This is a genomic window from Citrobacter sp. RHBSTW-01013, from assembly GCF_013781985.1.
Classification (GTDB): domain Bacteria; phylum Pseudomonadota; class Gammaproteobacteria; order Enterobacterales; family Enterobacteriaceae; genus Citrobacter; species Citrobacter braakii.
The window spans coordinates 296,293-308,460 of sequence record NZ_CP056185.1 but is presented as its reverse complement, the minus strand read 5'-3'; the positions used below and the strand labels follow the sequence as shown (position 1 = coordinate 308,460).

Genomic DNA, 12,168 nt, shown 5'->3' with positions numbered 1-12,168 from the left:
CGGCAGTTGCATTAGCGCCATCCGGCTGAGATTACTGGCCTTTGCGCACCAGATAGCGGTACGGCAGAGAGTCGGTCTCTTTTGCTACCAGCTCATGCTCCATAAAGGTACAGAAGCCGGGAATGTCACGGGTTGTCGCCGGATCGTCGGCGACAATCAGCAGCGTTTCACCCGCCTGCATGCCACGCACGGTTTTACGCACCATCATTACGGGTTCCGGGCAGCGCAGCCCCTGGGCATCAAGAGTATGGTCGGGAGAGGTAAACAGATCGCTCATCGTAGTCTCGTTCATTCAAAAACGGCGTTATTTTACGCTCTGTTGTGGCGTAAGCCAATCAGGTTAACGATTGCGTGAAAAACAACCATTGCAATGTGCTCTTAAAGCAGTATCATGCGACGGTTTTTTATTGGGTTCCCTCACCCCATCCAACAAAAAGGTCACAATATGACTCCGTTTACACAATCTCAACGCGTAAAAGCGTTGTTTTGGCTATCGCTATTTCATCTGCTGGTGATCACCTCCAGCAACTATCTGGTGCAGCTACCGATCTCCATTTTTGGTTTCCATACCACATGGGGCGCTTTCAGCTTTCCGTTTATTTTCCTCGCGACCGATCTGACCGTGCGTATTTTTGGCGCTCCGTTGGCACGACGTATCATCTTTGCGGTAATGATCCCCGCGCTGCTGATCTCCTATGTCGTTTCATCACTGTTCTATATGGGATCGTGGCAGGGATTCGGCGCACTGCTGCACTTTAATCTGTTTGTCGCCCGTATCGCCGCCGCCAGCTTTATGGCTTACGCGTTGGGTCAAATTCTGGATGTGCATGTCTTTAACCGCCTGCGTCAGAACCGTCGCTGGTGGCTGGCGCCAACGGCTTCGACGCTGTTTGGCAACATCAGCGATACGTTAGCCTTCTTCTTTATCGCTTTCTGGCGCAGCCCAGATGCCTTTATGGCCGAGCACTGGATGGAAATCGCGCTGGTCGACTACTGCTTCAAAGTGCTGATCAGCATTATTTTCTTCCTGCCGATGTACGGCGTGCTGCTGAATATGTTACTGAAAAGGCTGGCAGATAAATCCGAAATCTCTGCATTGCAGACGAGTTAAAGGTTCATTTTCCGAGTTGTGATAAGATGGACGAATGAGCCGTTATGGCCGTTTATCGAAAGGAAGAAGTCAATGCGCAATCTGGTTAAATATGTCGGTATTGGCCTGCTGGTTATGGGGCTTGCGGCCTGTGATAATAGCGATACAAAAGCGCCAGCAGAGGGTGCTGCCGCAGAAAGTAGCGCCACCGGACAACCGGTCAGCCTGTTGGACGGTAAACTCAGTTTTTCCCTGCCAGCGGATATGACCGATCAGAGCGGCAAACTGGGCACCCAGGCGAACAATATGCACGTTTATTCTGACGCAACCGGCCAGAAAGCGGTGATTGTGATTGTTGGCGACAATACCAACGAAGACCTGGCTGTGCTGGCAAAACGCCTTGAAGATCAGCAGCGTAGCCGCGACCCGCAGTTGCAGGTCGTCACCAATAAATCTATTGAGCTGAAAGGCCACACGCTGCAGCAGTTAGACAGCATCATCTCGGCCAAAGGCCAGACCGCTTACTCTTCCGTGGTGTTGGGTAAAGTCGATAACCAACTGCTGACTCTGCAAATCACGCTGCCTGCTGACGATCAGCAAAAAGCGCAGACTACCGCAGAAAACATCATTAACACGCTGGTTATCCAGTAACGGTTAAGACGATGACTCGGCCTCCGGTGACACCACCTGAGGCCGTTTTTTTAATCGCCAGGTCAGCAATAACGCCACCGCCACCAACCCTGCCGCCGCCAGATAGATAACCGGCACGCCCGCCCACGTCATGACCAGCCCGGCCAGCGGCCCCGTAACTCCCAGTGATAAATCCATAAACACCGTATACGTCGCCAGCGCAGCGCCCTGATTTTGCTGCGGGACGGCTTTTACCGCCACCACGCCCAGCGCCGGGAACACCAGCGAGAACCCTGCACCGGCCAGCAGGACGCCGCTTTTCGCCATCCACGGCATGGAAGCCATCCCGACCAGCAGCAGCCCAACAATCTCGACGCTAAAGCAGATCATCGCCACATTTAGTCCACCTAAACGGTTGATACCATTTGGGAATAACAGGCGGGTCCCCACAAACGTGCAGCTAAAAAGCGTCAGCGCGAAAGCGGCGCCGTCCCAGCCTTTGGCATCATAAAACAGGGTAATGAAAGTGGCGATCACGCCAAATCCGGCTGAGGCCAGGGCCAGCGCCATGCCGTACAACCAGACACGCCCAAGCACCGCGCGAAACGGTAACGGTTTGCCTTTGCTGGCCTTCACCGCCGGACGAGGGAGCGCCAGCAGTATTGCCAACAGCGCCACGCCCATCACGGTCAGCGCCAATCCCTGTAAGCCACCCCAGGCATAAAACAGAACGCCCAGCGGAGCGCCTATCGCCATCGCGCCATAGGTCACGATGCCGTTCCACGAAATCACCCGTCCGATGTGCATTGAACCAACGACCCCAACCCCCCACAGCGTAGAGCCAGTCCCGGCAAAGCTTTGCCCGATCCCTAGAATCACGCGCCCCAGGCATAACAGCAGCAGGCTGGCCAGCGGCCAGCCATTCGTGAAGCCCGCCAGGAAGTAGCCCAGACCACTTAAAAAACAGCCACACAGTCCGAATACCACAATCTTCTTTGGCCCCAGCAGGTCGGCATAGCGACCTGCATGTGGACGGCTCAGCAGCGTAGCGAAATATTGCAGGCTGATGACCAGCCCTGCCCAAAAAGCGCTAAATCCCATCACATCATGGACATAGCCTGGCAATACAGCGAGCGGCAGACCAATGGTCAGGTAGCTGGCGAAGTTAAACATCACCACAGAGACAATACGCAGATTAAGGCGTAAACCGCTAAGCGTCGGTTCAGCGACGGGTTCGGGCATGGAGGATCACCACGTTTTCACAACAGTGTTTCATTTCTACCATGTTGCCGGGCAGAAATCAGTAGTCAGTTTAGGAATATCAGTCGCAAGCCAGCCGCTACACTTAATGCAAAAACGCAAACAGGAAGACGACATGACAACCGCCCAGCCCGATAAAACGGGTTTGCACATTCTGCTCAAACTGGCCGCTCTGGTGGTGATCCTCGCGGGTATTCATGCCGCGGCGGATATCATCGTACAGCTTCTGCTGGCCCTTTTTTTTGCCATTGTATTGAATCCGCTGGTCACCTGGTTTATTCGCCGGGGTGTACGTCGGCCAGTCGCGATAACGTTAGTCGTGGTGGTGATGCTGATCGTTCTTACGGCGTTAATCGGCGTTCTGGCATCGTCCATCACTGAATTCATGGCCATGCTGCCAAAATACAACAAGGAGCTGACGCGCAAGGTTCTGTATCTGCAAGAGATGGTGCCTTTTCTGAATCTGCATATGTCCCCGGAGCGCATGCTGCAACGTATGGACTCCGACAAGCTGATGACCTTCACAACCACGCTGATGACAAGTCTTTCCGGTGCCATGGCCAGCGTCGTTCTGCTGGTGATGACGGTGGTCTTTATGTTGTTTGAGGTGCGTCATGTCCCCTATAAGCTGCGCTTTGCGCTGAACAACCCACAAATCCATATTGCGGGGCTGCATCGGGCACTGAAAGGTGTTTCTCACTATCTGGCGCTGAAAACGTTGCTCAGCTTATGGACCGGAGCCATCGTCTGGCTGGGGCTGGCGCTAATGGGTATTCAGTTTGCTCTGATGTGGGGTGTGCTGGCATTCCTGCTAAACTACGTGCCCAACATTGGCTCGGTCATTTCCGCCGTTCCACCCATGATCCAGGCGCTGCTGTTCAACGGCGTTTACGAATGCGTGCTGGTTGGGGCGCTGTTTCTGGTGGTGCATATGGTAATTGGCAACATCCTTGAGCCCCGCATGATGGGGCACCGGCTGGGATTATCGACGCTAATCGTCTTTCTCTCTCTGTTGGTGTGGGGATGGCTGCTTGGTCCGGTAGGTATGCTGCTCTCCGTGCCGTTAACCAGCGTGTGTAAAATCTGGATGGAAACCACCACAGGCGGTAGCAAACTGGCAATTTTGCTGGGACCCGGCAGGCCCAAAAGTCGGCTACCCTGAAAACTACCAACCGAGGTAGTTATTATATTTCCATATTGACGTTAAAATGACGTCAACACAGCTATATACAGTGGCTTATCTTAAATAAAGAGTGAAAAGGAATTCATTCTTTTATAAAGGAAATATATAATCCACATGCATTATTCTTTGCCAAAAAACATAAAAGTAATGAACACATCCAAAGCATTTAACTTAAACTATCCACTTAGATTTAAAGGTTATTTTATTTGATACGTTTTCTCTAAAAATCTATACTTCTCGCCGATGATGATGCTGAAAAGTTTCTGTTGAAGAAAGTCATAGAATATTATCATCCGGTCATCTCATTGCCTCGCTATCAACAGAGTGAAATAAAACGCTAATTTAGTTTAAATAAAATTGCAGGTGATAAAGGGTGCATCATGATTCCGGAGCTTATAAGTTAACATGTATAAACGGTACTTTGAGAGGGAGTTTTAATGAAACAGTATATTAAGTGGTTTGCAGCCATTGCCGTTGTCGGTGCACTGGCGGGTTGTGCACGTACTGCGCCGATTGATCAAGTTCACACCAGTGTGAGCGCGGGACATACTCAGGACCAGGTTAAAACCGCGATCCTAAAAGCCGGTATTCAACGCCAATGGGTCATGTCCGAAGCCGGACCAGGTATTATTAAAGCTCGCCAACAAACCCGCGATCATGTGGCTGAAGTCCGTATCACTTATACCGCCACCAGCTATGACATCAAATATGACAGCAGCCTCAACCTGCAGGCTTCTGGTGGAAAGATTCACAAAAACTACAACCGCTGGGTACGCAATCTGGATAAAGACATCCAGCTTAATCTGTCAGCCGGCGCCAATCTGTAATTACGCCTAAAGTCGGGCCGAAAAGGCCCGATACTCTTACTATCTGCCATTTAACAGGTTGTCCCCACATGTACGAACAGGATTCGCTTAGCGCACTGGATGCCATTACTGAAGCACAACGTATCGCCTTTGCCCCTATGCTATTTCAAACCGCGTTGTGTCTGCGAAATGCTGGAGTACTCACCTGGCTGGACAAGCAAGGTAAACGCGGCGCCACGCTCGACGAGATTACCGAAAACAGCACCATCAACGAATATGCCGCCAGCATCCTGTTGGATATGGGGTTAAGTGGGCGCATCATTACCCACAAAGAGGGATATTATTACCTCGCTAAAGTTGGTCATTTTCTTTTACATGACACGATGACGCGTGTGAATATGGACTTCACCCAGGATGTTTGTTATCAGGGGCTGTTCTATCTGGAAAATGCACTTAAAGAAGGAAAACCCGTAGGGTTAAAAACTTTTGGCGACTGGTCAACAATCTATCCTGCACTATCACAATTACCGCTGGCGGCGCGTGAAAGTTGGTTTGCTTTCGATCATTACTATTCAGATGGAGCATTTGATGCCGCATTGCCATATGTATTCGCCAGCGCCCCTGCAACCCTGTACGATGTCGGCGGAAATACCGGGAAATGGGCATTACGTTGTTGTCAACATGATGACAATATTACTGTCACCCTATTAGATTTGCCGCAACAAATTGCACTTGCCCGCGAAAATATAGAAAATGCAGGATTATCTCATCGCATAAATTTCCATGCTGTGGATATGCTTAGCGACTCGCCTTTACCTGCCGGCGCTGATATCTGGTGGATGAGTCAATTTCTGGACTGTTTTTCTCCGGAACAAATTATCGCTATGCTGCGCAACGTTGCCCGGGTGATGAAACCGGGCGCGAAGCTGTTCATTATGGAACTGTTTTGGGATGCCCAAAAATTTGAAGCGGCCTCATTTAGCCTGAATGCGTCTTCGCTTTATTTTACCTGTATGGCGAATGGCAACAGCCGTTTCTACAGCGTAGAGAGGTTTTATCACTATCTGAATCTGGCAGGTTTTCAGGTAGATGAACGCCACGATAACTTAGGTGTTGGGCATACTTTATTGATATGTCAGAAGAAAAAATAAGAAACAATCGGAACAACCGATTTACCGCGGATACGCGTTGATGAAATTTGCTTTCAACATTATAGACTGGCAGGCCAGGGCGCCAGGGTTAAGCGAAACAGAACAGTGGCATGAATGGTCACGGCTTTCGCACGCCATCGATCCCACTGCGCCATTGGCTAAGCTCAACGAGTTACCGATGATGACGGCTCGCCGACTCAGTTCCGGCAGCAAACTGGCCGTCGATTGTGGGCTGGCGATGCTACGCCGCCATGATATCAATGCTGTTTTGTATACAAGCCGCCATGGTGAACTGGAGCGTAACTACAGGATCCTGCACGCCCTGGCGACTGGGCAGGCACTCTCACCAACCGATTTTGCCCTCTCTGTACATAACTCTGCTGTGGGTAACCTGACGATCGCTGCGAAAAAACCGATTGCCTCCTCCTCGCTTTCTGCTGGCAGGGATACGTTCCAGCAAGGGCTATGTGAAGTCATCGGGCTGTTGCAGGCGGGATATCAGCGCGTATTGATGGTCGATTTCGACGGTTTTCTGCCCGAGTTTTATCACCCACAGTTACCACCAGACATGCCAACATGGCCGTTTGCCGTCGCGCTGGTCATTGAATCCGGTGATAGCTGGCAATGTGAAACCCGTCCGCACTGCGGGCGGGGTGAGACAACGTTGCCGCAAAGCCTATTGTTTTTACAACATTACTTGCAAGATACCAAGGCGTTTACCCTGTCTGGTGAACGCGTACAATGGCAGTGGAGTCAGGGATGAACACGATGCTCCTGCGACTTAACCGGGTATGGCGACTGGTGATGACCGGTCTTTGCTTTGCCCTGTTTGGCCTAGGCGGACTCCTTCTTTCTACGTTCTGGTTTAACGTCTTGCTGATCGCGATATGGGATAAAGCCCGACGTCGGCGTATCGCCAGACGCAGCATCGCCGCCAGTTTTCGCCTCTTTTTAACGGTGGCGAAACGGCTTGGTGTGTTGGACTACCAAATTGAAGGACGAGATATTTTACGCAATGAACAAGGATGCCTGGTCGTCGCCAACCACCCGACGCTCATCGATTACGTGCTACTGGCATCGGTAATGCCCGAAACCGACTGTCTGGTGAAAAGTGCACTACTAAAAAATCCGTTCCTCAGCGGCGTGGTCCGGGCGGCAGATTATCTGATTAACAGCCAGGCTGACGCGCTATTGCCCGCGTGCCAGCAACGTCTGGAACAAGGCGATACTATTTTAATTTTCCCCGAGGGAACCCGTACACGCCCCGGAGAGGAAATGACGTTACAGCGTGGTGCGGCGAATATCGCCGTGCGCTGCAGCAGTGATTTACGCATAGTGACCATTAAATGCAGCGAACAAATGCTGAACAAAGAAAGCCAATGGTACGACGTCCCATCGGTAAAACCCATGTTTACCATTTCAGTACACGAGCGGGTTAAGATCGACCAATTTTACGACGCAAATTCACAAGAACCGGCGCTGGCCGCAAGGCAGTTGAACCGGCATCTTTTGCTTCAATTACAACCAGGTACTTTACCTCTTTCAGGAATTAATGATGCAAGCGCTTTATCTTGAAATCAAAAATCTCATTATAACGACATTGAATCTCGACGAACTAACAGCTGACGATATTGAAACCGAAGCGGCACTCTTTGGCGATGGCTTAGGCCTGGACTCAATCGATGCCCTGGAGCTGGGTCTGGCGGTGAAAAACGAGTATGGCGTGGTCCTCTCAGCGGAGAGCGAAGAAATGCGTCAGCACTTCTTCTCCGTCGCCACGCTGGCATCTTTCATTCACGCGCAACGTGCCTGAGGATAGTCCGTTATGACCGAACAAAAAGCCATTTACGAAGAAGTCTCCTCACTGCTGGTCAAGCTGTTTGAAGTTGACCCGCAAGATATTAAGCCTGAGGCGCGCCTGTACGAAGATCTGGAACTCGACAGCATCGACGCAGTCGACATGATCGTGCATCTTCAAAAGAAAACCGGTAAGAAAATCAAGCCGGAAGAGTTCAAAGCAGTACGCACCGTACAAGATGTCGTCGATGCGGTTGAACGCCTTCTCATAGAAGCGTAATTCACCGTGTCAGGCACTCGCTCCCTGCCAGTCGTACAACTGCTGACAGGTCTACTGTTGTTGGCCTGGCCGTTTTTGATCTGGTTTGGCCTGGCGCATAACAGTCTGCACTGGTTGCTGCCGTTAATGGCGCTACTCCTTTTTTTACGCTTTCGCCAGGTCCGGCGACAGGCGGGACCGTTGCGCGTCGTGACACAGGTAGTGGTGATCGCGGGTATCACCTTATGCATTGCCAGTTATCTGCTCAAAACGCACCAGCTGCTGCTGTTTTATCCCGTAGTGGTAAACGCCGTCATGCTGTCGGTTTTTGGTGGTTCTCTGTGGTCAGCGATGCCCATCGTTGAACGTCTGGCGCGGCTGCGCGAACCAAATCTGCCCGAAGCAGGCGTGCGCTACACGTACCTTGTGACACTAATCTGGTGCGCCTTTTTCATCATCAATGGCAGCGTTGCGCTCTTTACTGCATTGAATGGCGATATGACCCTGTGGACGACCTGGAACGGTATGGTTTCCTATCTGCTGATGGGAACATTGATGGTAGGCGAGTGGTTAGTTCGCCAACTGGTGATAAAGCGAGATACCCAATGAAGCAGCCCCTCACACTTGCTCAATGGCTCTGTGCCCCACGACCGGACGACATTCCTGTTGCGTGGCAAGAAGATCATACGTGGACGCTTGGCCATCTGCGCCATGATGTGGCCCAGTTGATAACGCAACTGCAGCAGCAGGAAGGTGAACGCTGGGCATTATGCTTCGAGAACAGCTATTTATTCATCGTCGCGTTGCTGGCAACGCTCCATGCTGGCAAAACACCGGTGATCCCGGGACATTGTCGCGTTTCGTTGTTAAACGAGCAGCACTTGCTGTTTGATGGCGTACTGAGCGATAAAGCGCTGGACTGGCAGGGAACGCTGCGAGTGGTCAGCTCTGCCATGACATCTGTGGCCCACGACATCACATTCCCGATAATACGCAGTGACGCCTTTGTGGAGCTATTCACTTCCGGTTCGACCGGCCAGCCGAAACGCGTAATCAAACCGATTGCTCGTCTGGATAGCGAAGCAGCATTGCTCGCTACGCGTTTTGCTGATCGTCTGGCAGGTTGCCGGGTCGTCGCCTCAGTGGTACCGCAACACCTGTATGGTCTGACGTTTCGTATCTTCTTGCCGATGGCTTTAGGCCTCCCGCTGCATGCGGCGATGCTTTGGTATGCCGAACAACTGGCGGCACTGAGCCCTGATCATCGGTATGCGTTTATCAGCAGTCCGGCGTTTCTGAAACGCCTCGACCACCACCTGACACCGCCGCCAATCGAGTTGATTCTTTCCGCGGGCGGCATGCTGTCCTGGCAGGACGTCAAGCAGGCTGCTGACTGGCTGAATGTCTGGCCCGATGAGATCTACGGCAGCACTGAAACCGGAATCCTCGCGTGGCGCTATCGCCATCAGGATGATGTGACATGGCTGCCTTTTCCCGGAGTCAGATTCCAGTCAGAAGACGACGCGTTTCGTGTGTTTTCACCACTAATTGCAGCTGATGATGGCCTGTTACTCGATGATATTCTTCAGTTTATCGAAAACGGACAGTTCCGCCTGATGGGCAGACGCGGGCGGGTGGTCAAGATTGAAGAGAAACGCATTTCACTCAGCGAAGTGGAGCAACGTTTACTGGCACTGGACGGTATCCGTGAAGTCGCAGCATTGCCCGTCTCACGCGGAGGACGTCAGGGCGTTGGTGTCCTGCTGGTACTGGATGACGAAGCCCGGCAACGCTGGCTTGAGTGCGGTGGTAAACCGCAAGAACTGACCTGGCGACGTTCGCTGCTGCCCTGGCTGGAGCCGGTCGCTGTTCCCCGCTACTGGCGGGTGATTGATGAGATTCCGGTCAACAGTATGAACAAGCGTGTCTATGCGCAATTACAGGAGTTATTTCATGAAACCCCATGAAATCGAGCGCCATCAGGCACTGCCTCATCAGGCTGAGATTGTTTTACAACTCGACCCTTCTCTGTTTTGGTTCAGCGGGCATTTTAGCGTGCAGCCACTGCTGCCGGGCGTTGCACAGCTAAACTGGGCGATGGATTACGCCACCACGCTGCTGGTCCCTGGCTGGCGTTTTCACAGTATTCAAAACGTGAAGTTCCAGTCACCGCTATTGCCAGAGGCCACCGTCACCCTGAGTCTGAGCTGGCAGGAAGCGCGTCAGATGCTCACTTTTAGCTACCAGCGCCACGACGGTGACGTGCGCCATACCGCCAGCAGCGGGAAGATTCGGTTATGCCGCTGACCTTTTCCCCATGCGTGTTGATCCCCTGCTACAACCACGGCGCGATGATGTCGGACGTGTTGGATCGTCTTCGGCCGTTCAATCTCCCCTGCATTGTGGTGGACGATGGCAGCGACGAGACTACACGAGATGAACTGGCACGCCTGGCGACAGAATACAGCAATCTGACGTTAATTCGCCTGCCCATCAACGCAGGAAAAGGCGCGGCGGTTATTCGAGGAATGCAGACGGCAGCAGATGCCGGGTTCAGTCATGCAGTGCAGGTCGATGCCGATGGGCAACATGCCATTGAAGATATTCCCAGGCTGCTTGCATTGGCAAAAGAACATCCGACAGCACTGATTTCCGGACAACCGATTTACGATGATTCGGTTCCTCGCTCGCGCCTGTACGGTCGTTGGGTAACCCATATCTGGGTGTGGATAGAAACGCTCTCGTTGCAGCTCAAAGACAGTATGTGCGGCTTCCGGGTGTATCCGGTGGCTCCCACGCTGCAACTGGCACAGCGCGTAACGCTCGGCAAACGGATGGATTTTGATACTGAAGTGATGGTGCGCCTCTACTGGCAAGGCAACACCAGCTATTTTATCCCCACGCGAGTCACCTATCCGCAGGACGGGCTATCCCATTTCGACGCGCTTAAAGACAATCTGCACATTTCATTGATGCACACTCGCCTGTTCTTTGGCATGTTGCCGCGCATCCCCTCCCTGCTGTGTCGTCGTTCATCGACACACTGGGCGCAGCAACAGGAAGTCAAAGGGTTGTGGGGAATGCGTCTGATGCTGCTGGTCTGGCGTGTACTGGGTCGCAAAGCCTTCTCCCTGCTGCTGTATCCGGTCGTCGGCGTATACTGGCTCAGCGCTTCAACTGCCCGAAAAGCCTCTCAACGCTGGATTAGCCGCGTAAGAGCGCAACTGATCACACGCCGGATGCCAGTACCGCCAAACCTGACCAGTTATCAGCATTTCCTGCGTTTTGGCAGCGCGATGCTGGATAAGATTGCCAGTTGGCGCGGTGAACTGCACTTCGGTCGCGATGTGATTTTTGCACCAGGCGCAGAAAAAACGCTAAATGTCAGCGATCCTCGGGGAAAACTGCTGCTGGCTTCACATCTTGGCGATGTCGAAGCCTGTCGGGCACTGGCCCAGCTACAGGGCAGTAAAACAATCAATGCGCTGGTATTTAGCGATAATGCCCAACGCTTTAAACAGATCATGCAAGAGATGGCGCCGCAGGCTGGATTAAATCTGCTCCCGGTGAACAGTATTGGTCCAGATACTGCCATTCTGCTCAAAGAGAAACTGGAGCGCGGTGAATGGGTAGCCATCGTAGGCGATCGCATCGCAGTCAATCCCCAACGCGGCGGCGAGTGGCGTGTGTGCTGGAGCCGCTTTATGGGGCAAAACGCGCCATTCCCTCAGGGCCCGTTTATTCTTGCGTCTATTTTACGCTGCCCTGTAGATCTGATTTTTGCCCTGCGCCAGCAGGAGAAACTCCACATCTACTGCGAACCGTTTGCCGACCCGCTGCTCTTACCGCGCGCCACACGACAACAGGCATTACAGAATACTGTCGATCGCTACGCCGAACGCCTTGAGCACTATGCGCTTCAGTCGCCCCTCGACTGGTTTAACTTTTTCGATTTCTGGCAACAGCCGGACACCAATGACAAGGAGTAAAGG

At 52.4% G+C, this 12,168-nt stretch carries 15 protein-coding genes; 13 read left to right on the top strand and 2 right to left on the bottom strand.

Features of this window, described 5'->3' with window-relative positions; all coding sequences use genetic code 11:
- Positions 1-31: 31 nt before the first annotated feature.
- On the bottom strand, positions 32-277 hold the full coding sequence (tusA, locus tag HV350_RS01510; RefSeq protein WP_003827551.1) for a sulfurtransferase TusA: 246 nt from the start codon (positions 275-277) through the stop codon (positions 32-34).
- A gap of 168 nt (positions 278-445) precedes the next feature.
- Between tusA and HV350_RS01505 the strand changes: the two genes are divergently transcribed.
- Both HV350_RS01505 and HV350_RS01500 read left to right on the top strand, forming a co-directional pair.
- Entirely contained in the window at positions 446-1,111 is a 666-nt protein-coding gene (locus HV350_RS01505) for a 7-cyano-7-deazaguanine/7-aminomethyl-7-deazaguanine transporter (protein ID WP_019078120.1), read from the top strand.
- A 72-nt stretch (positions 1,112-1,183) separates the two neighbouring features.
- On the top strand, positions 1,184-1,741 hold the full coding sequence (locus HV350_RS01500) for a DcrB family lipoprotein (protein WP_016154847.1): 558 nt from the start codon (positions 1,184-1,186) through the stop codon (positions 1,739-1,741).
- Positions 1,742-1,744: 3 nt separating this feature from the next.
- Here HV350_RS01500 and HV350_RS01495 read toward each other — a convergent pair whose 3' ends face one another.
- Positions 1,745-2,962 carry an MFS transporter gene (locus HV350_RS01495; RefSeq protein WP_047358184.1) on the bottom strand — a complete coding sequence of 406 codons (1,218 nt, stop codon included), beginning with the start codon at positions 2,960-2,962 and terminating at the stop codon, positions 1,745-1,747.
- Positions 2,963-3,095: 133 nt separating this feature from the next.
- Here HV350_RS01495 and HV350_RS01490 point away from each other — a divergent pair, with 133 nt between their 5' ends.
- From HV350_RS01490 to HV350_RS01440, 11 genes are all read left to right on the top strand, one after another.
- Complete coding sequence (locus HV350_RS01490) at positions 3,096-4,142, top strand: AI-2E family transporter (protein ID WP_016154849.1); 1,047 nt, start codon at positions 3,096-3,098, stop codon at positions 4,140-4,142.
- A 470-nt stretch (positions 4,143-4,612) separates the two neighbouring features.
- Entirely contained in the window at positions 4,613-4,990 is a 378-nt protein-coding gene (locus tag HV350_RS01485) for a hypothetical protein (protein ID WP_029139728.1), read from the top strand.
- Between the two features lie 68 nt (positions 4,991-5,058).
- Complete coding sequence (locus HV350_RS01480) at positions 5,059-6,120, top strand: class I SAM-dependent methyltransferase (RefSeq protein WP_153646704.1); 1,062 nt, start codon at positions 5,059-5,061, stop codon at positions 6,118-6,120.
- A gap of 40 nt (positions 6,121-6,160) precedes the next feature.
- Complete coding sequence (locus HV350_RS01475) at positions 6,161-6,883, top strand: beta-ketoacyl synthase chain length factor (protein ID WP_019078117.1); 723 nt, start codon at positions 6,161-6,163, stop codon at positions 6,881-6,883.
- Complete coding sequence (locus HV350_RS01470; protein WP_016154853.1) at positions 6,880-7,695, top strand: lysophospholipid acyltransferase family protein; 816 nt, start codon at positions 6,880-6,882, stop codon at positions 7,693-7,695. The genes HV350_RS01475 and HV350_RS01470 overlap by 4 nt, the downstream gene beginning before the upstream one ends.
- Complete coding sequence (locus HV350_RS01465) at positions 7,676-7,933, top strand: phosphopantetheine-binding protein (RefSeq protein WP_016154854.1); 258 nt, start codon at positions 7,676-7,678, stop codon at positions 7,931-7,933. Before HV350_RS01470 ends, HV350_RS01465 begins: the two co-directional genes overlap by 20 nt.
- Positions 7,934-7,945: 12 nt before the next feature.
- Entirely contained in the window at positions 7,946-8,197 is a 252-nt protein-coding gene (locus tag HV350_RS01460; protein WP_016154855.1) for an acyl carrier protein, read from the top strand.
- 6 nt (positions 8,198-8,203) lie between these two features.
- The gene (locus tag HV350_RS01455) at positions 8,204-8,785 is read left to right on the top strand and encodes a hypothetical protein (RefSeq protein ID WP_016154856.1); all 582 of its coding nucleotides are present in this window, start codon (positions 8,204-8,206) and stop codon (positions 8,783-8,785) included.
- Complete coding sequence (locus tag HV350_RS01450) at positions 8,782-10,143, top strand: AMP-binding protein (protein WP_016154857.1); 1,362 nt, start codon at positions 8,782-8,784, stop codon at positions 10,141-10,143. The genes HV350_RS01455 and HV350_RS01450 overlap by 4 nt, the downstream gene beginning before the upstream one ends.
- Positions 10,130-10,483: a hypothetical protein gene (locus HV350_RS01445; protein ID WP_016157672.1), complete on the top strand. Its 354-nt coding sequence runs from the start codon at positions 10,130-10,132 to the stop codon at positions 10,481-10,483. Before HV350_RS01450 ends, HV350_RS01445 begins: the two co-directional genes overlap by 14 nt.
- Positions 10,474-12,165 carry a glycosyltransferase gene (locus tag HV350_RS01440; RefSeq protein ID WP_181629658.1) on the top strand — a complete coding sequence of 564 codons (1,692 nt, stop codon included), beginning with the start codon at positions 10,474-10,476 and terminating at the stop codon, positions 12,163-12,165. Before HV350_RS01445 ends, HV350_RS01440 begins: the two co-directional genes overlap by 10 nt.
- The last annotated feature ends 3 nt before the right edge of the window (positions 12,166-12,168 follow it).

What these genes read in the sequence shown, in the direction of transcription:
- tusA (WP_003827551.1), bottom strand. Translation starts at nt 277, where the DNA reads ATGAGCGATCTGTTTACCTCTCCCGACCATACTCTTGATGCCCAGGGG.
- HV350_RS01505 (WP_019078120.1), top strand. Translation starts at nt 446, where the DNA reads ATGACTCCGTTTACACAATCTCAACGCGTAAAAGCGTTGTTTTGGCTA.
- HV350_RS01500 (WP_016154847.1), top strand. Translation starts at nt 1,184, where the DNA reads ATGCGCAATCTGGTTAAATATGTCGGTATTGGCCTGCTGGTTATGGGG.
- HV350_RS01495 (WP_047358184.1), bottom strand. Translation starts at nt 2,962, where the DNA reads ATGCCCGAACCCGTCGCTGAACCGACGCTTAGCGGTTTACGCCTTAAT.
- HV350_RS01490 (WP_016154849.1), top strand. Translation starts at nt 3,096, where the DNA reads ATGACAACCGCCCAGCCCGATAAAACGGGTTTGCACATTCTGCTCAAA.
- HV350_RS01480 (WP_153646704.1), top strand. Translation starts at nt 5,059, where the DNA reads ATGTACGAACAGGATTCGCTTAGCGCACTGGATGCCATTACTGAAGCA.
- HV350_RS01475 (WP_019078117.1), top strand. Translation starts at nt 6,161, where the DNA reads ATGAAATTTGCTTTCAACATTATAGACTGGCAGGCCAGGGCGCCAGGG.
- HV350_RS01470 (WP_016154853.1), top strand. Translation starts at nt 6,880, where the DNA reads ATGAACACGATGCTCCTGCGACTTAACCGGGTATGGCGACTGGTGATG.
- HV350_RS01465 (WP_016154854.1), top strand. Translation starts at nt 7,676, where the DNA reads ATGCAAGCGCTTTATCTTGAAATCAAAAATCTCATTATAACGACATTG.
- HV350_RS01460 (WP_016154855.1), top strand. Translation starts at nt 7,946, where the DNA reads ATGACCGAACAAAAAGCCATTTACGAAGAAGTCTCCTCACTGCTGGTC.
- HV350_RS01450 (WP_016154857.1), top strand. Translation starts at nt 8,782, where the DNA reads ATGAAGCAGCCCCTCACACTTGCTCAATGGCTCTGTGCCCCACGACCG.
- HV350_RS01445 (WP_016157672.1), top strand. Translation starts at nt 10,130, where the DNA reads ATGAAACCCCATGAAATCGAGCGCCATCAGGCACTGCCTCATCAGGCT.
- HV350_RS01440 (WP_181629658.1), top strand. Translation starts at nt 10,474, where the DNA reads ATGCCGCTGACCTTTTCCCCATGCGTGTTGATCCCCTGCTACAACCAC.